The following is a 21,875-nucleotide window of genomic DNA, read 5'->3' as shown; positions in this document are numbered from 1 at the left end:
CTGGCGGCCCGGTTATTGTCAACGAACCTGGATTTTACCCCACATACCAAAAGACGCATGTACCGGGAACATGCACAGATAGTAGTAGCTCCCCGGGTTGGGTGCGGTCCAGGTGACTTTCGCGTAGCTGTAGCGACCTGATTGAGGAAGGATGGGCAGGTCACCCGTATTTACCTGCGGGTGGGAGACTCTATGGTCGGCAGGGACGATTGCATAGGGTGGAGCGGCGGACGTGATAGCGAAGCTGTGCGGTGCAACCTGGCTTGTATTGATTACATAGAAGGTTATGTTGGCTCCGTGCGTGAATACCAAGGTTGGGTTCTTCTGATTGTCCACTTCGAAGCTTGGATAGGGGAAGCCAGGGAGTGCGTATTTCGGCGCAACGTGACCGGTCATTTCGCTCGAACGTGACCGCCCGTTTCGGATCAACGTGACCGGCCATTTCGTTTGATCGTGACCGATTTCGGCTCTTTTTCCGAAATCGGCGGTCACGTTCCTCCGTCATCTCATCCAAGCCACTGGAATTCTTTCACTTATTCCGGCACAACCGCGCTCCTTTGCTCACTCAAGGAGACAGCGGTGCCGGCAGCGAGGATTCCAATGAAGCATGTCATCGAGGTGCTGCGCCTCAAATACGCAGCCCAACTCAGCCACGCGCAGATCAGCCGCGCCTGCGGCCTGTCCAAGGGCGCGGTCAACAAGTACGTCAACCTGGCCAGGGCTCAAGGCATCACCTGGCCGTTGCCTGCGGACATGGACGAGGCCGCCCTGGAGGCACGTCTGTTTCCCGCCAAGGCGCCCTCGAGCCGGTTCGTCGTCCCCGACGGCTTCCAGATCCATCAGGAACTCAAGCGCAAGGGCGTGACCCTGCAACTGCTCTGGGCCGAGTACTGCGCCGCGCACGGCGAGCGCGCGTACGCGTATACCCAGTTCTGTCACCATTACCGGCAGTGGCGAGAGCGGCAGAAGCGCAGCCTGCGCCAGCACCATCAGGCCGGGGAAAAGGTCTTCATCGATTACTGCGGGCCCACGGTCGACATCGTCGACCGTCACACCGGCGAGGTGCGTACCGCACAGATCTTTGTCGGCGTGCTCGGGGCCTCCAGCTACACCTATGTCGAGGCTACCTGGACCCAGTCGCTGCCCGACTGGATCGCCTCCCACCAGCGCATGCTGGGCTTCTTCGGCGGGGTGCCGGCGCTGCTGGTGCCGGACAACCTCAAGGCGGCGGTTCAGCGCGCCGAGCGCTACGCGCCGCAGCTCAACGCCACCTATGCCGAGATGGCGGCGCACTACGGCACCGCCGTGCTGCCGGCGCGGCCCTACAAGCCCAAGGACAAGGCCAAGGTCGAAGTGGCGGTGCAGGTGGTCGAGCGCTGGATCCTGGCGCGGCTGCGCCACCACCGCTTCTTCTCGCTGGCCGAGTTGAACCGGGCCATCGCCGCGCTGTTGCCTGAACTGAACGAGCGGCTCTTCCAGGGTCGCACCGAGAGCCGTCGCGACCTGTTCGAGAGCCTCGATCGGCCCGCGCTGCGCCCGCTGCCGGGCGAGGCTTACGTCTACGCCGAGTGGCGACGCGCCCGGCCCGGCATCGACTACCACGTCGAGGTCGACAAGCGCTGCTACAGCGTCCCGCATGCCCTGGTCGGCCAGGTGCTGGACCTGCGCATCACCGCCACCACGATCGAGGTGCTGCACCGGGGTCAGCGCGTGGCCCTGCATCCGCGCCACCACGGCCCGGGCCGCTACGTCACCGTCACCGAGCACATGCCCAAGACCCATCAGGTGCACCGTGACTGGTCACCCAAGCGCTTCCTGCGCTGGGCGAGCCAGATCGGCCCCAGCACGGCCGAGGTGGTACGCCGCCAGCTGACCGACCGGCCTCATCCGGAGCACGGCTACCGCGCCTGCCTGGGGCTGCTCAGCCTCGCTCGGCGTTACCGCCCGGCGCGCCTGGAGGCGGCCTGCGCTCGAGCCTTGGCCATCGACTCGGCCCGTTACCAGAGCGTCAAGTCGATCCTCGCCCGCGGCCTTGACCAACAGCCCCTCGATCAGAGCCCGGCCCAGGAGGCACTGCCCCTGCACGCCAATGTCCGCGGCGCCAACTACTATCACTGAGGAGCTCCACGCCATGCTCAATCAACAGACCCGCCAACAGCTGCGCACCCTCAACCTCACCGGCATGCTCGCCGCCCTCGAGCAACAACAGGGCCAACCCCAGACCCATGCGCTGTCCTTCGACGAGCGCCTCGCCCTGCTCATCGAGCACGAGGTGCTGCACCGCGAGAACCGACGCCTCACCCGCCTGCTCAAGGCCGCCCGCCTGCGCGTGCCGGCCTGCGTCGAGGACATCGACTACCACCACCGCCGGGGCCTGGAAAAGCCCCGCATGGCCCAACTGGCCAGCCTCGACTGGATACACCAGGCACTGAACCTGTGCCTCACCGGACCGACCGGCTGCGGCAAGACCTGGCTCGCCTGCGCACTGGGCAATCAGGCCTGCCGGCGCGGCCTGTCGGTGCGCTACCTGCGCCTGCCGGCGCTGTTCGAGCAGCTGCGCATCGCCCACGGCGACGGCTCCTACGTCCGGCTCATGGGCCAGCTCCTCAAAACCGACCTGCTGATCCTCGACGACTGGGGCATCCAAAAGCTCAACACCGCACAGCGCAACGACCTGATGGAAGTCATCGAGGATCGCCACGGCCGACGCTCCACCCTGATCGCCAGCCAGTTGCCTATCGAACACTGGCACGACTACCTCGGTGAAGCCACCCTGGCCGACGCTATCCTCGACCGCCTCCTGCACGGCTCACACCGACTCAACCTGACCGGCGAGTCCATGCGCAAGATCCAGGCTCCGGTTGACGGATCGTGACCGCTCAGGATAGAAAAACCACTCCAGTGCGCAACCAATGAGAGCAGCGGTCACGTTCACCGAAATCGGCGGTCACCTTCGACGAAATGCGCAGGGAGAACCTGTTCGACGACTACGACCGGATGAGGGCTGTGATACACAATGGCTTTATTGGGCTGAACGCTGCCGATATCCGTCTTCATAATCGCTTGAATTTGCAGCCAACTCAGTGATGCGAAGCTTTTGGCTTCGGCCTGGGGCAAACTCAAGGCTACGAGGACCAACATGGTGGCGGCAGTGCGCAAGGGTGTGCAGCCAAGTTGGGTGTGGCGGCAGTTGGACATAGGTCACCTAATACAGTTGCTTTGTTGTCTTAGGGGTGAAGGCTGTCGAGGTTGCTGCCTGGCCTTTTCTAATTAGAAAATATAATCAAGCTTCACGGTAAAGATTGATCAGATCCCCTGAAGATATAGGTATTTCTTATTTCTTATCTGGTGCCGATCATACAGGGTCGAGACCCGTTTGGCATCACGTTGCGGAAGAGGTTGGAAGCGACAGGCCTGTCAATCGGGAATAGGCGGTGGCCAGCGCGGACTCATCGCCGACGTTACCGGGGAAGATCACCACGGGCAGGTGCGGGTAGCGGGGATGGTCTGCCGGACAGCGTACGACAGAGCAGCCGGGGAGTATCTGCCCGAGCACGCGCGAGGTACGCAGCGCCAGGCCGGTGCTGAGCACGTCGTTGGAGGTGATCCCGCCCTTGCTGATCAGGAATCCCAGCGTTTCCGGCAGATCGCGGACAATATCCATGAGGAAGGCCGAGACCTCCTCGCCAAAGGCCAACCGAGCGGCTTGATCGGCAAATGTGCGTTCCTGTCGGCTGGTGAATATCGCCGGTGTGAGCGCCCGTTCGTGGGCCTCCCGACAACGTCGCAGCACGTCTTCCAGCAGGCTGTCGCGTGTATCGGCGATACGGTCGATATCGACCTCGACAGGTTCGATACGCGGCATGTGCAGCAGGGCTTCTAGCTGCTGTGTGGTTTTCTTGACATGCGAACCGACGATGATCGCGCCTGCGCGGCCGTCGCGAACGTAGCTTGACATCTCCTCCGGGCGCACCGGCTGCGCCGGCAGGGCGGCAAGCGCGGTCAACAGGCTGGCCGCGCTGCGGAAGAGGAAGCGTTTGCCTGCGGCGGCAGCCTCCATCAGTTGGGCGGCGAAGCGGTTCAGATCGGCCTGGTTTTCGGCATCGACCACGCAGCAGACGTTCCCGTGCAGGCCCTGCAGGCGCACCGAGACGTCGCCGCGTATGTCCGACAGAGTGAAGCGTTCCACCTGATCGGCACGGATGCGTCCGTCGGTCTTTTCCTCGACGTAGTCGGGCAGGTAGCTGTGCCGGTAGCCGAATACGGAGTCGCGCGCGAACTCGGTTTCGTGCACGGGCACGGCCTCGCCGTTGGCGATCAGGTAGTGCACGCCGTTCCGGGTAATGCGCCCGCCCCCGAAGAAGGCGGGGATCATGAAGTGCGCGTCGAACGGACCGAGCGTGTCTGCGATGACATCGGTTTCGACCGGGTAATGGCCGCGCAGGGTGGAATCGGAGCGACTGACCAGGAGGGGGTTTAGGGAATGACCGGTGGCGGACAGTTCGGCCAGTGCCTGTTTCAGGTTCAGGCAGGCCTCGCGAGTGACGGCGGCGGCGCGCGAGGCCGTCATGCCGCGGGTGTTGGTCAGGACGAAAAACAGCGGCGAATCGTCCAGCAGTCCCTCGCGCAGGGTCGCGACATCCCAGCGGGTCAGCAGCAGACACCCGTGCACGGTCTGCGAGCCGGTCGGATCGTCGTCCAGCACGATGATCTTGGTATCGTTCACTCGCGGTTTCCTCGCATCTGCCGGTGCTTTGACCGTCTCAGGAGAGGGCCTTGACGCGTTCGATCATGCGCGCTGCGGTGATGCCGTTGAATGCCATGATTTCGCCCGGCGACGCGGTGGTTTCGCCGCGTTTCCAGCAGACGGTATCGCGGCGCGGAGCACGCGAGCGCAGCAGCACCGGCTCCAGTGGTGCGGACGGCCCCCCGCTTACCGCGATCAGTACGTCGCCATCGAACAGGCTGTCGAAGCGGCGGTCGTCCATGAAACCGTCGTCCGGTTGCGATACGGTATCCCATGCGACGTCAGCCGGGCGGTATAGCTGCCGCGGATTGACCACGGCGACGATGCGCACCTTGTAACCCTGTTCCTCCAGCGCGTCCCTGGCCTCGAATACCGGCAGGAAGGTCATGTCGCCCGCAACCGCGAAAACGACGGTACCCTTGTTGCCTGCGGTCGATTCGGATTCGTGCAGCAGGGCGGCACCCGTGCGCACCGCCTCGCGGGCTTCATCCAGGTTCAGGTAGACCGGGAGCGGACTCTTGGAGGCGATGATCGGCATACACTTGTTGAAGCTGTTCGTTGCGTATTCGAATGCGGCCTGGATCGTGTTGGCGTCGCAGGGAAACAGCGGAAAGACATTGCCGTTGCGCATCATGGCGGCGAAGTAGTTCTCGATCTCGGGGCGCTGGTGGGTCCAGCCGTTGCGCCCTTGTTCCAGCGCGCCGGCGGTGAACATCGCGACCATCGACGGCGTCCTGCGGCGCAACTCGGCCATGGCCTGGGCGACGGTCTGCACGATCGGCCAGCCATTGATCGCGAAGGACTCGTAGGACAGCCACAGCGCGCGGGAACCGAACAGGGCGAGTCCGGCGGCGAGCCCTGCGCAGGCGTCCTCGTTGAGCGGTTCATAGACCTGCCCGGTGGGTTCCTGGTTGTACAGCGGGTCGACCGTGGGATGGCGGATCTTGAGCGCATCGTTGATGTTCTTCATGGCCGAGGCCTCGTTGCCGTCGGCGTTGGTGACCACATAGCGCTTGTCCTGCTGTCCGACCTGGGCGACCAGCGCCCCCATGGCGGTCGCGGGCACCGCCTTGTCGCCCTTGGCGAATGCCTGCATCTTCAATGTCAGCGCCGGCAAGTCCAGTTCGAATTCGGTGACCACGGTCTTGACGGCAGGACCGCCGCCGGCGCGGCTGAAGTTGTCGCGCACGATCTGCCAGGCGGCTGCGGGCAGGGCGCGACGGGTCAGGCCGTCGATGATGTGCTGGGCATCCAGGGTGTCCGCGGGATACAGATTGTGGGACTTGGAACCCACCGTATGCACACCGGTGCCCTTCAGCTGCTTGATGATAAACACGGTCAGGCTGCCGCCGAGGGCCGATTTGGCGACCTTGTCCACGCCTTCCAGCACCGCGCGGGTGAAGGCCAGTCGCTGGGAAAAGGAAAATCGGCTGCTGTCGACGAAGGCGCCCTGCTGCCCGGCATCGTCGAAATCCTTGGCGTCGACCAGCACGACTTCCTCGAAGCCGTGCCCCTGCCAGTAATCGATCATCTGGGCATTGCTGTGCAGGGACACCATGGAATGGTGCTCCTGCGAGTAGCCGTTCCAGATCAGCGTCGGCAGGAAGTTGGTGACCTCGGGATAGGCGGTATGGAAGTGCATCATGGCGTTGAGGACGTAGGGTTCGCCCATGCCGCCGTCGCCGATGGTCACCGGGAACAGCGTGTCGCGATGCAGCAGGGCGCCGGCCATGGCGAAATGCTGTCCCTGACCCAGCGGGCCGGCGGGAGCGAGCAGGCCGGGGATGGCGCCGGACAGGTGTCCGAGCAGACCGTGTTGTTCGCGGAAGCGCGCCATCATGTCGTGCATGGTCCTGATGCCCATCGTCTCGAGCGAGCCGTCCAGGAACATGGCGGAATAGAAACCGGGGGCATGGTGGCCCACCTCGGTGACGATGTTGGTGTGTCCCAGCATCAACAGCGCGGCATGCGCCTCCGCGGATGAGGCAAAACCGCCGGGATGGCCCGAGCCCTTGGCGCCGCACATCTGCAACGTGACATAGCGCAATGCGTCCGCGCCGAGCAAGGTCTGGTAGACGGCCTTCTCGTCGGTCGCGTCGGCGATCGCGTGCTCACCCTCGGCGATTGCCGCACGATCCGCCAGCCGATCGAGATTCGGCCAGGGTTTTCCGAGGTAGCGTATGCCCTCGCAAAAGGCGGGAAGGTCGTGCGATGCCATCTCGGCGGTGGTGCGGCTCATGAGTGCCTCCGGTGTCTTATGACTTTTCATCTTGCGAATTAGATTTCATAATGTGAAATAATTCGGCAACGGAAAAACCGCCGACGCTGGCGCCGACGGTCGATACGATCACCTTAGGACTCATGCCGTGATTCCGCAATACATAATCGTTTTCACAATGCGAAATGACTAGATCCTCCAATCCCATACAGGTCATCGAACGTTCGGCCGCACTGCTGGATGCGATTGCGGCGCAGCCTGAGCCGGTCAGTCTCAAGATCCTGAGCGCGGAAACGGGCCTGCACCCGTCAACCGCGCATCGGATCCTCGCCTCACTCGGCGATGCCGGACTGGTGGAGCGCGACGGCGCCGGCCGCTATCAACTCGGACGCAAGCTGTTGCAGCTGGCTGGCAGGGTGCGGCGCGGCCTGGATATCCGCGAGGAGGCGCGCGACGTGATGGCCCGGCTGCGCGATCAGCTCGGCGAGACCGTCAATCTCACGGTGCGCGAAGGCGACGAGGTGATCTACGTCGAACGCTCGGCCCCGAAGCGCATGATGCGCGTGGAGCAGGTCGTCGGCAGCCGCGCACCGCTGCATGTCACTGCGGTCGGCAAGCTGATGCTCGGCGAACTGGGCGAGGCGTTTCTGCAGGCCTATGCGAAGCGTACCGGCCTGCCGGCCTATACCGCCCATACCGTCACTTCGGTGGATCGTCTGCGCAGCGTGGTGGCCGAGGGTCACGCGCGCGGCATTGCCCTCGACGACGAGGAGGCCGAGGAAGGGGTGGGCTGCATCGGTACGCTGATTCGCGACAATACCGGCAGCGTGGTCGGAGGACTGTCTGTGTCCGCGCCGATCGAGCGGCGCCGCGATGCGTGGATAGCGCTGGTACGCGATGCCGGCAGGGAGATATCGGAGCGGCTGGGTTACGTTGCCCCGGCGTCGTGAGCGGCGTTAACCCGGCAGGCGCGCAGCCGCGATCAGGTGTCTGGCCCAGAAGGGATTGTGCAGGCTGGCGACGCGCACGCGCCCGCCGGTGGCGGGGGAGTGGATGAAACGTCCGTGACCGATGTAGATGCCGTCGTGGGAGGGGGGTCCTGCGCGACGGAAGCGGAAGAACAATACGTCGCCGGCGCGCAGGCGGCGAAGCGGTACGTGACGCAGTTCGCGATATTGCTGCTCGACGGTGCGCGGTACGCCCCGATAGCCCGCCATGCGGGTGCTCCAGTAGACGAGGCCGCTGCAATCGAAGCCGCTGCGCGGGGTGTCGCCCCCGTAACGATAGGGCGTGCCCACCGCGTCATGGAGAAGTCGTACGAGGTGGGCGCGGTCGCCGGGTCCGGCCGAGGACGATGGGTAATACGCCTCGTGCGTATAGGGCTCCGTCGTCGCACAGCCGCCGAGCAGGAGCAGGCAGGCAAACGGCAGAATCGCGGGCGAGAGGCGCCGCATCAGCGTGTGACCGGTTGAAACCTCATATGAGGCAGTCTAGCAGCCGCGACGGTCGCGGGTTCAGAGGCTCAGGAGCGTGCGCAGCGCCTCTGCCGGAAGCGGTTCGCGACTGTCCACTGCAACCACCGGTTCGTCGTCTCCCAGCGGGTCGGCATGTGCGAGCTGCCAGTCGAGCACCTCGGACGAGGCTTCGGAGGCGTCGTCCCGGCGCAGGGCGATGCGCTCGCGCAGATGCGCCTCCGGTGCCTGCACGTCGAGTACGGCGAAGGGGACGTCGCAGGCGCTGGCGAGTTCGGCGAAGCGGTCGCGATGCGCCCGATCGAGGAAGCTGGCGTCCACGATGACCGCAAAGCCGCCGTCCAGTGCCGCCCGCGTTTCGTCGAGCAGGGCGGCATAGGTGCGTGCGGTGGCGTCGCTGGCATACAGTCCGCTGGCGATGCCGGAGCCGCTGCGTGCATCGGGAGCGAGGCCATGCAGTCGCTTGCGTTCGACGTCCGAGCGCAGGCGGATCATGCCGAGGGTTTCCACGGCCTGGGTGCTCAGCGTGGTCTTGCCCGCACCGGCGAAGCCGTGGGTGATGACTACGGCGGGATGGACGTCGCGGGTATAGCGTTCGGCGAGATCGGCATATCGCTGATAGGCGGCGAGAATCTCGGTCCGCTCGTCCTCGGCCAGTCCGCCCTGGCCGAGACGGATGCTCGCGATCTTGGCCCGCACCATGGCGCGGTAGGTCTGGTAGAAGCGCATCAGGCGCAGGGCCTGATGATCGCCGGTGAGCTCGACCCAGGCGTTGAGCGCACGGTGGGCCAGCGCGTTCGCACCCCGGCTTTCCAGGTCCATGACGAAGAAGGCGATTTCGTTGGCTACATCGATCCAGCGGAATTCGTCGTTGAACTCGATGCCGTCGAATATGGCGATATCGCCCTGCACCAGCGCCATGTTGCCCAGATGCATGTCGCCGTGGCATTCGCGGATGAAGCCCCGCGCGCGACGTTCGGCGAGCAGCGGCGCGAGGCGGTCGTACTCGGCGCGGGTCCATTCCGCCAGACGCTCGAGCTGGGTGCGGCGCTGCGTCTCCTCGATCAGCGGAGACAGCTGGTCGAAATTCTGCTGCATCGGCGCGAAGACTGCCTCGGGGGTACCGAGCGGTGCGTCGGCAGCGACGTGCGCGGCTTCGGCGTGGAAGGTGGCAATGCGTGCGATCAGCTCATCGATATGAGTGGTGTTCAGTTCGCCGCGCGCGAGCAGCCGATCGAGCTGCTGTTCGGGGTCGAACTGGCGCATGCGCACCAGATACTCGATGGGCTCGCCGGAACCGCCTATCTGAGGCGCATGAGGGCTGCCGGTGACGGCGACGGTGTCGATATACAGTCCGGGCGCGAGGCGGCGGTTGAGGCGCACTTCCTCCTCGCAGAAGTGCTTGCGCCGCGCCAGCGTGGAGAAATCCAGAAAACCCATGTCCAGCGGCTTTTTCAGTTTGTAGGCGTATTCGCCGGTGAGCAGCACCGCGGAAATGTGGGTTTCGATCACCCGTACCGCTTCGACCGCATGAGGGTAGGCCTCGGGATTGCGTAATCCCTTGAGTAGGTTGTCGAAATCGGATTGCGCCACGGGGCACCTGCTTGTGGTATCGAGGTCACGGAAGGATAATGAAAACGTCTCGCGGCCACAAATCCGCGTCTATTTCGCTATCGATGGCCAAATCCCCCGCCCGCAGTTCCAGACGTTCATCCAAGCGCAAGCCGATCTCCCGCACACCCCACGGCAGAAAGGGATGGGTACTGCTGCTGTTCGGCCTCGGCCTGATCGTCAGCGCAGCCTATGTGGCCTATCTGAACCACGTGATCGTCAGCCAGTTCGAGGACAAGCGTTTCGAACTGCCGGCACGGGTTTACGCCAGCCCGGTGCAGCTCTACGCGGGCCGCCGCATGACCCAGACGGACCTGCTGCAGGCACTGGGTTTGCTGCGCTACGCCGTGAGCCCGGGCGCCGCAGCGGCGAGGACCTATCAGGTGCAGGGCGACGGCGTCCTGCTGCACACCCGCGGCTTCGAGTCGCCCGACGGCACCGAGCCCTCCCGACTGCTGCGCGTGCGCTTCGCCGATGGGCGCATCGCCGCGCTGACCGATGCCAGCGGCCAGCCGGTCGCGCTGGCCCGGCTGGCGCCGTTGCTGATCGCCAAGATTTACCCGCGCAGCCACGAGGATCGCATCCTGGTGCGCATGAGCGAGATGCCGCCGTTGCTGCCCAAGGCGTTGGTGGCGGTCGAGGACCGGCGATTCTACGAGCACCACGGCGTCGATCCGGTCGCCATCGGGCGCGCCCTGGTCGCGGACATCCGCGCGCGGCGCTTCGTGCAGGGCGGCAGCACGCTGACCCAGCAGCTGGTAAAGAATTTCTTCCTGAGCAACCAGCGCAGCCTGTGGCGCAAATTCAACGAAGCGATCATGGCCGTGCTGCTGGAGACCCATTACAGCAAGGCGGAAATCCTCGAGACCTATCTCAACGAGGTGTATCTCGGCCAGCAGGGCAGCCGTGCCATACACGGCGTGGGCCTGGCCAGCGAGTTCTACTTCGACCGCCCGGTGCAGTCGCTCGATACCGCGCAGGTCGCGCTTCTGGTCGCCCTGGTACGCGGGCCGACCTATTACGATCCGCGACGCCATCCCGGGCGGGCTCTGGAGCGCCGCAATCTGGTCCTGAGCGAGATGGCTTCGGCGGGCCTGATCTCCGCGGCCCAGGCGCGCACGGCGCAGGCGGCGCCGCTGGGCGTCGGGGCGGAACCCGCTTCGGGCATCACGCCGTTCCCGGCCTTTCTCGATCTGGTCGAGGCTCAGCTCGCACGCGACTATCGCGCCGAGGATCTGCGTACCGAAGGGCTGATGATCTACACCACACTGCGCCCGCTGGTGCAACTGGACGCGCAACAGGCCGTGCGCGACGGCCTGCGACGCATCGAGCGGACGCACGGTATGCGTCCGGACACCCTCGAGGCGGCCGCTGTGGTGACCTCGGTGGCGGACGGTGAGGTACTGGCAGTGGTCGGCGGCCGACGCGACGTGGCGGGCTTCAACCGTGCCCTGGATACGCGCCGCTCCATCGGTTCGCTGTTCAAGCCGGCGATCTATCTCGCCGCTCTCGAACAGCCGCAGCGCTTCACCCTGGCCACGCCGCTCGACGACAGCCCGTTGACCGTCACCTACGGCAACGCCCAGCAGTGGTCGCCGGTCAATTACGACCGGCAGTACCACGGCAAGGTGACGGTGATGGACGCCCTGGTCCATTCCTACAACGTGCCGAGCGTCCGTCTGGGGCTTTCCGTCGGCCTCGACAAGGTCATCGAGATGGCCCATCGTCTGGGTATCGCGCAGCCCATCGATGCGTATCCGGCCTCGTTGCTGGGATCGGCTGCGGTGCCGCCGATCCAGATGGCGCAGATGTACCAGACCATCGCCGCCGGCGGATACCGCGCGCCGCTGCGTGCGATTCAGGCGGTGGTCGATCCACGTGGCGAGAAGCTGCAACGCTATCCGCTGCGGATCGAGCAGGTGGCCGACGGCAAGGCCGATTACCTGCTGACGGCGGCCATGCACGAGGTGACCCGTAGGGGTACCGCCGCGTCGTTGCAGACGTTGCTCCCAGGCGTCGAGGTGGCGGGCAAGACTGGTACCACCAACGACCTGCGCGACAGTTGGTTTGCCGGTTTCGGCGGCCGCGAAACCGCGGTGGTCTGGGTGGGGCGCGACGACAACCGTCCCACCGGCCTGACGGGTTCCAGCGGCGCTCTGCCGCTTTGGGCGGGTATCATGGGCGCCATCCACGCCTCGCCGCTGCAGATGAGCCAGCCGGCCGACGTTGTCTGGCAGACCATCGATCCGGCCAGCGGTCAGCGCCTCGCCGCAACCTGTCCCGGCGCCGAATGGATGCCCTTCATCAAGGGCAGCGTGCCGAGTGGCGAGGTGGAATGCCGCGCCGGGGTGTTGCGCCAGGCGATCGAATGGTTCAAGGGATTGATGCAATGACGAAAATCCAAGTCGCGGCGGCATTCGCCGCAATGCTTCTGCTGGGCGGTTGCGCCACCGCGCCGCCGCGCAGCGGACAGGCGGTGCCGCCTCCTTCCGGCGAACGGGCGCCCCCGGGCGGCCTGCGCGCACAGCCGGCACCTGCGGTGCCAACGGCGCTGCCCCCGGCAGCCCTGGCGCTGGCGCGGGCGGCCGACCGTGCGGCCGGGCGACGGGATTGGGCAGGCGCCGCACGCGACCTTGAGCGTGCACTCAACATCGCGCCGCACAGCGCGCTGCTGTGGCAGCGTCTGGCTGCCGTGCGCTACAGCCAGGGGCAGTACCGCCAGGTCGTGACGCTGGCGATGAAATCCAATGCCCTGGCCGGCGACGACCGGGCGATCAAGAGCATCAACTGGCGCATGATCGCCGCCGCGCGCGCGGCTCTGGGCGACGCCCGCGGAGCCCGGGAGGCGGAGCATCGGGCTGCTGCCCTGGGGCGCTGATGATGGACATGGACGCCTCGCCCCCGTTGGCTGCCGATCCGGTCGGCGAGCTCTTCGAACCCGCCGGAGCCCTGGCCGAGGTTCTGCCCGGCTTCGTGCCGCGCCCGCAGCAGCGCGCCATGGCCGAAGCGGTGGCGGAAACGCTGGCCGCCAATGGCACCCTCGTGGTCGAGGCGGGTACGGGCGTGGGCAAGACGCTGGGCTATCTCCTGCCGGCGGTGGCGAGCGGCGGCAAGGTGATCGTCTCCACCGGCACCAAGAACCTGCAGGATCAGCTGTTCCGCAAGGATCTGCCGGTGGTCAGGCGCGTACTGGGACGCGGCGTGGATGCCTGTCTGCTCAAGGGGCGGGCGAACTATCTGTGTCTCTATCGGCTCAAGCAATACGCGGATCTCAGCGCCGGCCGCGGCAGCGAGGACGCAATACAGGTGCAGCAGATCGTGGACTGGTCGCGGGTCACGCGGGAAGGCGACATCGCCGAGCTGTCCAGCGTCCCGGAAGGCGCCGTCGTGTGGCCGCGGGTGACCTCGACCGCCGACAATTGCCTGGGCCAGGAATGCCCCGATTACACCGACTGCCATGTCGTGCAGGCACGCCGCCGTGCGCAAGAGGCAGAGGTGGTGGTCATCAATCACCACCTGTTCTGCGCGGATCTGGCATTGAAGGAGGAGGGCGTGGGCGAAATCCTGCCCAGCGCCAATGCCTTCGTGCTGGACGAGGCGCACCAGTTGCCTGAAATCGCCACGCAGTTCTTCGGCCTAAGCGTGGGCAGCCGGCAGATCTCGGAACTGGCTCGCGATGCCATCGCCGCGCAGCTGGCCGAAACCCCGGAAACCCCTGAACTGCGCACGCGTGCCCAGGACCTGGAATACGCGGTGCGCGATCTGCGCGCCCGGCTGGGGGCAGAGGGACAGCGTACCGGCTGGGACGATCTCGCCGACGAAGAGACGCAAGCGGCGCTGAGCGCCGTCAGCACGGCGCTGGATGCGTTGCGAGCGGATCTGGATCGGGTGGCGGAACGCGGCAAGGCCCTGCAGGCGCTGGCGCGCCGCGCGCAGGCGCTGCGCGAACGCCTGGACCAGTTCATGGAGCCCGAGGAGGATGCGATCCGCTGGGTGGAGACCTTTCAGCGCAGCTTCGCGCTCAATATCACGCCGCTGGATGTTGCCGGGACCTTCGCCAAGCACAAGGCGCGCTATCCGGCTGCCTGGGTGTTCACGTCCGCGACCCTGGCGGTCGGCGAGGATTTCGTGCATTTCACCGCACAGCTCGGGCTCGGCCAGCCGCGCACCCTGCGCCTGGGCAGCCCCTACGACTTCGCGCACCAGGCCTGTATCTACCGTCCGACGGGGCTGCCGGCGCCGAACGCGCCACATTACACGGAGGCGATGGTACGTGCCGTGAGGCCGGTGATCGAGGCCAACCCCGGTGGCACCTTCCTGCTGTTCACCAGCCATCGCGCGCTGCAGGCAGCCGCTCGGCTGCTCGGCGATCTCGGTGACCGTCCGTTGCTGGTGCAGGGCAGCGCTTCGCGGCGGGAACTGATCGAACGCTTCCGCGAGGCCGGCAATGCGGTGTTGCTGGGTGCGCAGAGTTTCTGGGAGGGTGTGGACGTGCAGGGCGAGGCGCTGTCGTGCGTGATTCTCGACCGGCTGCCGTTCGCCGCGCCCGACGATCCATTGCTCAAGGCCCGCGCCGAGGCGATCCGTGCGCGTGGCGGCAATCCCTTCCGTGAGCAGTTCCTGCCGCGAGCGGTGATCGCCTTCAAGCAGGGTATCGGTCGCTTGATCCGCGACAATCACGATCGCGGCGTGCTGGTGCTGTGCGATCCCAGGTTGGGGCAGATGAGTTACGGGTGCGTATTCCTCGACAGTCTGCCGCCGGCGCCGACGGTCCGCGAGATCGGCGCGGTGCGCGATTTCTTCGTCGCCGGGAACGTACACGGTGCGGGGGACGCACCGTGAGGCTGCTGGCCGTGGATACGTCGACCGCCGCCTGTTCGGTGGCGCTTGCGCTCGATGAAGAAATACTGGAACGGCATCACGTTGCCCCGCGCGAGCATACCCGGCTGGTTTTGCCAATGGTCGCCGAACTGCTCGCCGAAGGGGGCATTGCCCTGGGCGATCTGGACGCGCTGGTGCTCGGGCGCGGCCCCGGGGGATTCACCGGCCTGCGCATCGCGGCGGGCGTGGTCCAGGGGCTCGCCTTTTCGGCCGATCTGCCGGTGGTGCGGATTTCGACCCTCGCCATGCTCGCCCAGCCGTGGATCGAGGCCAGCCACGAGGCGGTGATCGCGGCGCTCGACGCGCGCATGGGCGAGCTGTACTGGGGGGCGTTCCGCCGCGATGGCCAGGGGCTGGCCACGGCCGCAGGCGACGAAGCGGTACTGCCGCCCGCCGAGGCGCAGACGCCGGACGCAGGCGATTGGGTCGGGGCTGGGCCGGGATTCTCAGCCTATGCCGATGTGCTCGCGGGGTTGGGCAACGTGAACGTGCTTGACTGCGAGTCGCTGCCGCGCGCGCGCTACGCGCTGCCGCTCGCCGCCCGCGATTACGCGGCGGGACTGGCGGTACCGGCCGAAGAGGCGCAGCCCGTGTACCTGCGCAATCGCGTCGCGCAGACGTCGGCCGAGCGCGGCGAGACCCGTTAGAGCGCTACCAGCGCGCGTCCCGCGTTGTGCAGCAGGCCGCTGCGACGTAGCTCGCTCAGACATTCCTCGACGCCGTGCAAGGGGCCGATCAGCAGATAGCCGCTCTTGCCGTCGAGCGGGTGTATGTCGACATTGCCCGGACAGCGCGGGCGCGCCCCGCCGGCCAGCTGCACCGTGGCGACGGCGCGCAGCGTGGGCTCGTCGTGGCGCAGCAGCGATATCTGGCGTACCGAATCCAGGCGCGCCACATGCCGCAGCAGCAACTGCGCCTTGCGTTCCGTGGCGCTGAATCCCAGCAGTATGGCCACTTCGCCGGGGCGTTCGGTTTCGCTGTTCTGCACCAGATTCAGGGATACCGCCCAATAGGCGCAAACGGCACTGATGCGGGCCAGTACGCCGCTGCGGTCTTCCACCCGGGTGCGCAAGACCCAACGCAGGGTATTGCTCATGCGGCTCGCTCCCATTCCCGAAGTTTGACGGACACCTCTTCACCGACTTGGCGTAGACGCGATAGCTCGTCTTCATCGAGCGCTAGTGGACTCACCTGTCGCCAGCCTTGATGTCCGACCTGAACCGGGACGCCAAGAACCGTGTCCAGACCCAGCCATTCGCCTTGCAGCGCGACTTGCGCGGCCATGACGGTCTGATGACCGGAAAGCACCACGCGCAACATGTCAACAGTGGCATTCGCCGTTGCGACGGCAGTTTTCGCGCCGGAGTAGTGGGTCGCGAAAGGTGCAAGGCCCACGCGCAGGTCGGCGCTCATCGTTGCAACACGATTGAACGCACCTGCGAGATCATCGTTCACGATGAGTTCGCGTACCGCCCCTGTTTCCGCCTCTAGGGCATGGGGATAGTCCGCAGAGCACAGTCCTTTGCGCAAACGGCGACGTAGCTGGGCAGTTTCCTCCTGATCGAATCCGTGCAGGCGCAGTGCGGACCAGGCGGGAACCAGGCCGCTGCCGTGCTCTCCGAGCATGTAGGCCTCCACACGCTGGCGTGCGAGTCCCAGCTCGCCCGCGATTTCGCGGCGAAAACGCAGCGTGTCCTGATAGGCCCCCATGCCGAAGACGCGCTCCCTACCGAGGTGGCGTGCAAAGACCGCGACACCCAGTTCTACCGGATTGCTGACCATGATGACCAGCTCGTGACCATGACCATTTCTGGCGATGGCTTCTGCGTATTGTTCAAACAACGGACGGTTGGCCTCTGCCAAGGCATCTCGCGTCAGTGGCCTGCGATGATCTGTGGGGATGGTGACGCCAGCAGCGAAAACGATGACTTCAGCTGCGATCTCATCTGCCGACAGCGTGATATCCAGTTCCGGGGCTGCTTCGAAAAAGGCATCGCGTACGTCTGCGACCAGGCCTCTTAAGCGTGCTTCAGCGGAGGGTCGGCCGATCAACTGCAGGCGGTCCATCGGTCCGACCAGGCCTTTGAGGATGAGCTGCACCACCACCTGATGGCCAGTCAGTCCCGTGGCACCAATGACGGCAATGTTCATGGAACATTCCTTGGCTTGCGAGTGTGTACCCGCCAAAAGCAATATACACGCCAGCACTAACCATGGTTTGCATCAGCCCCATAGACATCGTGCGTGCACCGAGGTTGGGCAAAATGACGGGTGTGTGTGTTATCGGGTGCATGGATATTGGTCTGGAATAAGCTCGCCCGGTATGCGTCTAACCGTTGCCGGTTTCGGCGAACGGCCGGCTTACACCACAGATGGAGAAGATTATGAAGCGGTTATTCCACGCGGGCTTGTTGGGGCTTGTGATGCTGGCAGCTGGTGTTGTTGCACAGGCTGATAATTTGCCCTCCATTCCTGGAATTGAGGCTGTGCCAGTAACACCTGATCTTAATTATGGCGGCTTCTTCAAGCATCATCAGCCGGTCAAGATCGTCTTTGGGGTCGCCGATCCCGGTAATCAGCTCAAGGAAACGCTGATCAATACGATTGCCACAGTGCGTTATCTTAGGGGCAAGCACTACCGGTACGAAATTCAGATCGTATTGTATGGCCGTGCGGTGCTCACCGCCGATCAATGGAAACAGAAATACAGCAGCTACAGCGCACAGTTCCAGGCCTTGCAGGACCTGGGCGTCCAATTCAGGGTCTGCCACAATTCCATGTACAGCCTGCACGTCAAGGCAGACGATATTTATCCCTATATGAAGATCGTTCCAGCTGGTATTCTCCAACTGACCAAGAAGCAGATGCAGGGTTTTGCCTACATCAGCAATCGCTGATCTTTGTGGTCGCACTTCGCTGTTTAGGTACGCGGCGTTGCTTCACCGCCTGTTGCAGATAACCGAATGTCTGATTCCCGGAAAACGGATTAGCGCGAGCTTCCAATTCTCGTTAAACTCCTACCCTATATGACGGATAAATAAGGGGGGCGTCCTGACCTAATGGGTGGGACGCAGAGTGACCGGCCACTCAAGATGCCGATTGTGTTCGCCATAGCAGGGTGTTAACACGGTTTGTCCGGATCACGGTTCAGCGATAACCAAAGACAAGTAACGGCATGGATCAGGACATTGCGCCCGAATTGAAAGGGCTGTTAGAGCAGGTGAACAAGCTGCCGACCTTGCCGGCTGTGGCCTTGCGCGTGATCGAACTAGGAGAGGACCCCTATGCTGGTGTCGGCGAGATTACCGACGTCGTGGCGAACGATCCCGCACTCAGCGCCAAGCTGCTCAAGTCCGCGAATTCACCTCTCTATGCCATGCGCCGTCAGGTCGATAACCTCCGGCAGGCGATCAGTGTTCTTGGTTTCAATGCCGCCTTGACCCTGGCGCTATCCTTCTCGTTGGCGCCAAAGCACGATGCCGGTCCCTTGGACAAACAAGCATACTGGCGACGTTCGCTGCTCGCTGCCGTGGGTGCACGCATGCTTGCCGAGCAACTCGGTTTCCAAGATGCGGCCAAATGTTTCATGGGTGCGCTGTTGCAGGACATCGGCATGCTGGTGTTGGAAAAGGCTTACCCCGAAGATTACACCGAGATTCTGGCTGAAGCCTCGGACCATGCGGCGCTGGTACTGGCGGAACGCGGTCGTTTCGGTTTCGATCATGCAGCAGTTGGTGCTGCCTTGCTTGAGAACTGGCGACTGCCAGAATGCGCGTGCAAAGCGGTTGCTACAAGCCACGGCATATCCACTGAAAACGTCGAGCAGGTGTCCGAGACATTACGTTGTGTCTATCTCTCTGGCCTATTAGCCGACCGCTGGATTCATCCGGAGTGCAGCGATGTGCTGAGTGCGCGTTTCGCTGAACAGACGAGTTTGCTGTTCGGTGTTGATGCCGAGACATGCGATGCGATCCTGCAGCGTATGGAAGAATCGCTGCCGCATTACGCTGAGTTGTTTGAGGTTGATCTGGTGATCGATTCCGATCGTGCTGTGGGTTTGATCGACGAGGCCCGCGAGGTGCTCATGCTGCGCAACCTGCGAGCGCTGCAGGAAATGTCGGAATACAAGCAACGCAACGTGATGCTCGAATCGCGTAACCGGCAACTCGAGGAGCGCTCATACATCGACCCGCTCACCGGTCTGCTCAACCGCGCGCGGCTGGGGCAGATGCTGGAACAGGAGTTCCATTCTGCAATTGCGGGTGGATGGCCGCTCTCACTGGGTTTCATCGATCTCGATCACTTCAAGCGGATCAACGACACCTATGGGCATCAGGTCGGTGACCGCGTGTTGATTGATGTCTCGCGGTTGCTCCAAGAGAAGGTCCGTCAGGCCGATATCGCAGCGCGCTACGGCGGCGAGGAGTTTGTGCTGGTGTTCCCTGGTACGAGCCAGGACAAGGCCTATGAATTGCTGGAAAGGCTGCGCAAAGCAATCGCTTCCGATGTACTACGGATGGACGACGTCGAAATCAGCATCACGGCGTCGATCGGTCTTGCCACATTCCCGGGTAGTCTCGAACACGTGGAGTGCAATTCCCCGGAAGAGTTGATTCGCGCCGCGGATCGTGCGCTGTACGCGGCCAAGCGCGAGGGACGCAATCGCACTGTGATCTATCATCGTTCGTCTAGTTGACGCCGTTCAGGTCGTGCGGTGGCGGAACAGCCATCCGGCGCCGGCTAGACATCCGATGCCGATCAGCGTCATCGGCCAGAACTGACTCCACAGCTGGGCGAAACTCGCCCCCTCCAGAAATACCCCCCGCAGCACAACCATGAAATAACGTAACGGATCGATCAGGGTGATGTACTGCACCGCAGCGGGCATGTTGGCGATCGGTGTGGCGAAGCCGGAGAGGATCACGCCCGGCACCAGGAACAGGAAGGCACCGAGCAGAGCCTGCTGCAGGGTGGTGGCGAGCGATGAAATCATCAGCCCAACACCGCTTGCAGACAGCAGGAACAGGAAGATACCGGTATAGAGTGTGATCAGATGTCCGCGCAGCGGTACATGGAACCACGCCACCGCGATGATGACGATCAGGGTGGCCTCTAACAGGCCTATCAACATACCAGGTATGGCTTTACCGATCAGAATCTCCACCGGACGCATTGGAGTCACGAGTAGTTGGTCGAAAGTCCCTTGCTCGCGTTCGCGTGCGACGGACAAGGCAGTGACCATCATCACCACTACCATCATCAGCAAGCCGACGATACCAGGCACGATGAACCATCGGCTTTCCAGGTTGGGATTGAACCAGGCACGCGTCTCTAGCCGCAAAGGCAACTTGGCGTCGGTATTGTCATGTAACCAGTCACGGTTGAAGTCCTGCACGATCCTGCGGGCATAGTTGAGTGCGATCAAGGCGGTATTCGAATTTCTACCATCAATCAAAACCTGTACGGTGGCAGTGCGTCCGCTTAGCAGATGTGAGGAGAATTCTGGGCCGATCTCGAGCACCAGCAGAGCCCGTTTCGCATCAATAAGTCGCTCCGCGCTGGCGGGGTCCGTTACGCTGGCCACAAGCTGAAAATGCCTGGAACCGGTGAATCTGGCGATTAGAGCGTGTGCTGCCTGCCCGCCGTCACGATCGTAAACAGCCAATTTAACGTGATTAAGATCGAAGCTCGCGGCATAGCTAAAAACGACCAGTTGCACGATGGGGGGCACGATGATCAATAGGCGCTCGCGCGGATCTCTCAAGAGTGCGAGGAATTCCTTAATGACCAAAGCGATAATGCGGTGCCACATGTTCATTCCAGTCGCTTGCTCATGCGTAGGCGACTGACACCAATGAAGAAGGTTGCCATCAGCGCGAGAGCTGCTGCGTTGGGCAGAATCGTCGACCAGTTATCGCCGGCCAGGAATACAGTCTGCAAAATGGCTACGAAGTAACGCGCCGCGACAATATGGGTGATCCATTGCAACCACGTCGGCATGCTGTTGATGTCAAATATAAAACCCGACAGTAGGAATGCCGGCAGGAAGGTGGTGATGATGGCGATTAGGGCAGCGACGAACTGGTTACGGGCGATCACCGAGATCAGCAGACCCATGCCCAGGGCGGCCAGCAGAAACAGTGCGGAACTGAGAATGAGCACCAGCAGGCTGCCTCGTAGCGGAACGTCGAAGAGCCACAGCGCCATGACCAGGGAAACCATCATGCCGCCCATGCCGAGCACGAAGTAGGGCAGCAGCTTGCCGAGCAGGATTTCGCGCAGGGCTACTGGCGTCACCATCAACGCCTCGAGCGTGCCGCGTTCCCACTCTCGAGCCATGACCAAGGCGGTCAGTAGTGCGCCAATTAGGGTCATGATCACGGCCACCAACCCGGGTACCAGATAATCACGGCTGCGCAATTCGGAATTGAACCAGACGCGTGGGGCTACTTCCACTGGCAACCCGGCCGGCAGCGCACGACGTGTGCGTTCGCGCGTCAGCCAGTCCTGTACGGTACTGCCCACGTAACCTTCCACGATACGAGCCTTATTGGCATCGACGCCATTCACGATCAATTGCACCGGCACCGGCCGGTCAGCCAATAGACGCGAGGAGAAATCGTTCTGCAGTTGCAGAATCGCATCGATTCGATGGCTCATCAAAGCGTGCTCTGCCGACCGCATATCGTTATACGCCGCGGGTTCGAAGTACTGTGAGTGCTGAAAGGCACCAATCAAGCTTTCCGTCTGAGGAGTGGGTGTTTCCACGATGTAGCCGATAGGCACATGCTTGGCATCGAGCGATACACCGTAGCCGAACAGTAGCAGCAGGATCACAGGCATTAGAAAGGCAATGGCGATGCTGGATGGATCGCGCAGGATTTGCAGACTTTCCTTGCGAATCAAACCGCGCAAATGCATTCGGCGGGCTGCAGCGGACTGTGAT

At 63.6% G+C, this 21,875-nt stretch carries 19 protein-coding genes; 9 read left to right on the top strand and 10 right to left on the bottom strand.

The genetic code is table 11. From position 1 onward, the window contains the following. Window positions 1-18: 18 nt before the first annotated feature. On the bottom strand, window positions 19-492 hold the full coding sequence (locus tag BJI67_RS17430) for a plastocyanin/azurin family copper-binding protein (protein WP_156782095.1): 474 nt from the start codon (window positions 490-492) through the stop codon (window positions 19-21). A 108-nt stretch (window positions 493-600) separates the two neighbouring features. Here BJI67_RS17430 and istA point away from each other — a divergent pair, with 108 nt between their 5' ends. Further along, window positions 601-2,118 carry an IS21 family transposase gene (gene istA, locus BJI67_RS08985; RefSeq protein WP_070071328.1) on the top strand — a complete coding sequence of 506 codons (1,518 nt, stop codon included), beginning with the start codon at window positions 601-603 and terminating at the stop codon, window positions 2,116-2,118. Between the two features lie 13 nt (window positions 2,119-2,131). Continuing rightward, complete coding sequence (istB, locus tag BJI67_RS08980; RefSeq protein WP_070071329.1) at window positions 2,132-2,875, top strand: IS21-like element helper ATPase IstB; 744 nt, start codon at window positions 2,132-2,134, stop codon at window positions 2,873-2,875. Window positions 2,876-2,931: 56 nt separating this feature from the next. Here istB and BJI67_RS17425 read toward each other — a convergent pair whose 3' ends face one another. The 3 genes from BJI67_RS17425 to BJI67_RS08970 all read right to left on the bottom strand — a co-directional run bounded on the left by BJI67_RS17425 (window position 2,932) and on the right by BJI67_RS08970 (window position 6,986). Beyond that, window positions 2,932-3,198 carry a hypothetical protein gene (locus BJI67_RS17425; RefSeq protein WP_156782094.1) on the bottom strand — a complete coding sequence of 89 codons (267 nt, stop codon included), beginning with the start codon at window positions 3,196-3,198 and terminating at the stop codon, window positions 2,932-2,934. A gap of 184 nt (window positions 3,199-3,382) precedes the next feature. Then, entirely contained in the window at window positions 3,383-4,726 is a 1,344-nt protein-coding gene (locus tag BJI67_RS08975) for a four-carbon acid sugar kinase family protein (RefSeq protein WP_070072746.1), read from the bottom strand. Between the two features lie 37 nt (window positions 4,727-4,763). Then, a complete protein-coding gene (locus BJI67_RS08970; RefSeq protein WP_083250999.1) occupies window positions 4,764-6,986 on the bottom strand; it encodes a phosphoketolase family protein in 2,223 nt (740 codons plus the stop codon). Window positions 6,987-7,150: 164 nt separating this feature from the next. On the opposite strand from BJI67_RS08970, the gene BJI67_RS08965 reads away from it, so the two are divergent. Next, entirely contained in the window at window positions 7,151-7,915 is a 765-nt protein-coding gene (locus BJI67_RS08965) for an IclR family transcriptional regulator (protein WP_070072745.1), read from the top strand. Window positions 7,916-7,921: 6 nt separating this feature from the next. Here the strand turns inward: BJI67_RS08965 and BJI67_RS08960 are convergent, their stop codons facing one another. Further along, window positions 7,922-8,419, bottom strand: a complete 498-nt coding sequence (locus tag BJI67_RS08960) for a C40 family peptidase (protein ID WP_070072744.1) — start codon at window positions 8,417-8,419, stop codon at window positions 7,922-7,924. A gap of 60 nt (window positions 8,420-8,479) precedes the next feature. Next, window positions 8,480-10,030, bottom strand: coding sequence for a bifunctional aminoglycoside phosphotransferase/ATP-binding protein (locus tag BJI67_RS08955; protein ID WP_070072743.1), 1,551 nt, complete (start codon window positions 10,028-10,030; stop codon window positions 8,480-8,482). 83 nt (window positions 10,031-10,113) lie between these two features. On the opposite strand from BJI67_RS08955, the gene mrcB reads away from it, so the two are divergent. Genes mrcB through tsaB form a run of 4 tightly spaced genes read left to right on the top strand, consistent with a single transcriptional unit; the run spans window position 10,114 to window position 15,576 of the window. Next, complete coding sequence (mrcB, locus tag BJI67_RS08950; RefSeq protein ID WP_070072742.1) at window positions 10,114-12,441, top strand: penicillin-binding protein 1B; 2,328 nt, start codon at window positions 10,114-10,116, stop codon at window positions 12,439-12,441. After that, entirely contained in the window at window positions 12,438-12,926 is a 489-nt protein-coding gene (locus tag BJI67_RS08945) for a hypothetical protein (protein ID WP_083250776.1), read from the top strand. Before mrcB ends, BJI67_RS08945 begins: the two co-directional genes overlap by 4 nt. 8 nt (window positions 12,927-12,934) lie before the next feature. After that, window positions 12,935-14,890, top strand: a complete 1,956-nt coding sequence (locus BJI67_RS08940) for an ATP-dependent DNA helicase (protein ID WP_070074060.1) — start codon at window positions 12,935-12,937, stop codon at window positions 14,888-14,890. After that, window positions 14,782-15,576, top strand: coding sequence for a tRNA (adenosine(37)-N6)-threonylcarbamoyltransferase complex dimerization subunit type 1 TsaB (gene tsaB, locus BJI67_RS08935; RefSeq protein ID WP_231940828.1), 795 nt, complete (start codon window positions 14,782-14,784; stop codon window positions 15,574-15,576). The genes BJI67_RS08940 and tsaB overlap by 109 nt, the downstream gene beginning before the upstream one ends. On the opposite strand, the gene BJI67_RS08930 is transcribed toward tsaB, so the two are convergent. Together BJI67_RS08930 and BJI67_RS08925 are read right to left on the bottom strand one after the other, a co-directional pair. Next, window positions 15,573-16,025 carry an ACT domain-containing protein gene (locus tag BJI67_RS08930; protein ID WP_070072739.1) on the bottom strand — a complete coding sequence of 151 codons (453 nt, stop codon included), beginning with the start codon at window positions 16,023-16,025 and terminating at the stop codon, window positions 15,573-15,575. The two genes, tsaB and BJI67_RS08930, sit on opposite strands and share 4 nt — an antisense overlap. Beyond that, window positions 16,022-17,080, bottom strand: coding sequence for a malate dehydrogenase (locus tag BJI67_RS08925; protein WP_070072738.1), 1,059 nt, complete (start codon window positions 17,078-17,080; stop codon window positions 16,022-16,024). The genes BJI67_RS08930 and BJI67_RS08925 overlap by 4 nt, the downstream gene beginning before the upstream one ends. Before the next feature lie 233 nt (window positions 17,081-17,313). Here BJI67_RS08925 and BJI67_RS08920 point away from each other — a divergent pair, with 233 nt between their 5' ends. After that, a complete protein-coding gene (locus BJI67_RS08920; RefSeq protein WP_197512928.1) occupies window positions 17,314-17,826 on the top strand; it encodes a DsrE family protein in 513 nt (170 codons plus the stop codon). A 278-nt stretch (window positions 17,827-18,104) separates the two neighbouring features. Then, entirely contained in the window at window positions 18,105-19,625 is a 1,521-nt protein-coding gene (locus BJI67_RS08915) for a sensor domain-containing diguanylate cyclase (protein WP_083250775.1), read from the top strand. A gap of 6 nt (window positions 19,626-19,631) precedes the next feature. Here BJI67_RS08915 and BJI67_RS08910 read toward each other — a convergent pair whose 3' ends face one another. Then, on the bottom strand, window positions 19,632-20,747 hold the full coding sequence (locus tag BJI67_RS08910; RefSeq protein ID WP_231940827.1) for an ABC transporter permease: 1,116 nt from the start codon (window positions 20,745-20,747) through the stop codon (window positions 19,632-19,634). Continuing rightward, a complete protein-coding gene (locus BJI67_RS08905) occupies window positions 20,744-21,850 on the bottom strand; it encodes an ABC transporter permease (protein WP_070072735.1) in 1,107 nt (368 codons plus the stop codon). The genes BJI67_RS08910 and BJI67_RS08905 overlap by 4 nt, the downstream gene beginning before the upstream one ends. Window positions 21,851-21,875 lie beyond the last annotated feature (25 nt).

Source organism: Acidihalobacter aeolianus, assembly GCF_001753165.1.
Classification (GTDB): domain Bacteria; phylum Pseudomonadota; class Gammaproteobacteria; order DSM-5130; family Acidihalobacteraceae; genus Acidihalobacter; species Acidihalobacter aeolianus.
Note: the sequence above shows the minus strand (reverse complement) of the source record. Positions and strands in the feature narration are given on the sequence as shown.

What these genes read in the sequence shown, in the direction of transcription:
- istA (WP_070071328.1), top strand. Translation starts at nt 601, where the DNA reads ATGAAGCATGTCATCGAGGTGCTGCGCCTCAAATACGCAGCCCAACTC.
- istB (WP_070071329.1), top strand. Translation starts at nt 2,132, where the DNA reads ATGCTCAATCAACAGACCCGCCAACAGCTGCGCACCCTCAACCTCACC.
- BJI67_RS17425 (WP_156782094.1), bottom strand. Translation starts at nt 3,198, where the DNA reads ATGTCCAACTGCCGCCACACCCAACTTGGCTGCACACCCTTGCGCACT.
- BJI67_RS08970 (WP_083250999.1), bottom strand. Translation starts at nt 6,986, where the DNA reads ATGAGCCGCACCACCGCCGAGATGGCATCGCACGACCTTCCCGCCTTT.
- BJI67_RS08965 (WP_070072745.1), top strand. Translation starts at nt 7,151, where the DNA reads ATGACTAGATCCTCCAATCCCATACAGGTCATCGAACGTTCGGCCGCA.
- BJI67_RS08960 (WP_070072744.1), bottom strand. Translation starts at nt 8,419, where the DNA reads ATGCGGCGCCTCTCGCCCGCGATTCTGCCGTTTGCCTGCCTGCTCCTG.
- mrcB (WP_070072742.1), top strand. Translation starts at nt 10,114, where the DNA reads ATGGCCAAATCCCCCGCCCGCAGTTCCAGACGTTCATCCAAGCGCAAG.
- BJI67_RS08945 (WP_083250776.1), top strand. Translation starts at nt 12,438, where the DNA reads ATGACGAAAATCCAAGTCGCGGCGGCATTCGCCGCAATGCTTCTGCTG.
- BJI67_RS08940 (WP_070074060.1), top strand. Translation starts at nt 12,935, where the DNA reads ATGGACGCCTCGCCCCCGTTGGCTGCCGATCCGGTCGGCGAGCTCTTC.
- BJI67_RS08930 (WP_070072739.1), bottom strand. Translation starts at nt 16,025, where the DNA reads ATGAGCAATACCCTGCGTTGGGTCTTGCGCACCCGGGTGGAAGACCGC.
- BJI67_RS08925 (WP_070072738.1), bottom strand. Translation starts at nt 17,080, where the DNA reads ATGAACATTGCCGTCATTGGTGCCACGGGACTGACTGGCCATCAGGTG.
- BJI67_RS08920 (WP_197512928.1), top strand. Translation starts at nt 17,314, where the DNA reads ATGAAGCGGTTATTCCACGCGGGCTTGTTGGGGCTTGTGATGCTGGCA.
- BJI67_RS08915 (WP_083250775.1), top strand. Translation starts at nt 18,105, where the DNA reads ATGGATCAGGACATTGCGCCCGAATTGAAAGGGCTGTTAGAGCAGGTG.
- BJI67_RS08910 (WP_231940827.1), bottom strand. Translation starts at nt 20,747, where the DNA reads ATGAACATGTGGCACCGCATTATCGCTTTGGTCATTAAGGAATTCCTC.
- BJI67_RS08905 (WP_070072735.1), bottom strand. Translation starts at nt 21,850, where the DNA reads ATGCATTTGCGCGGTTTGATTCGCAAGGAAAGTCTGCAAATCCTGCGC.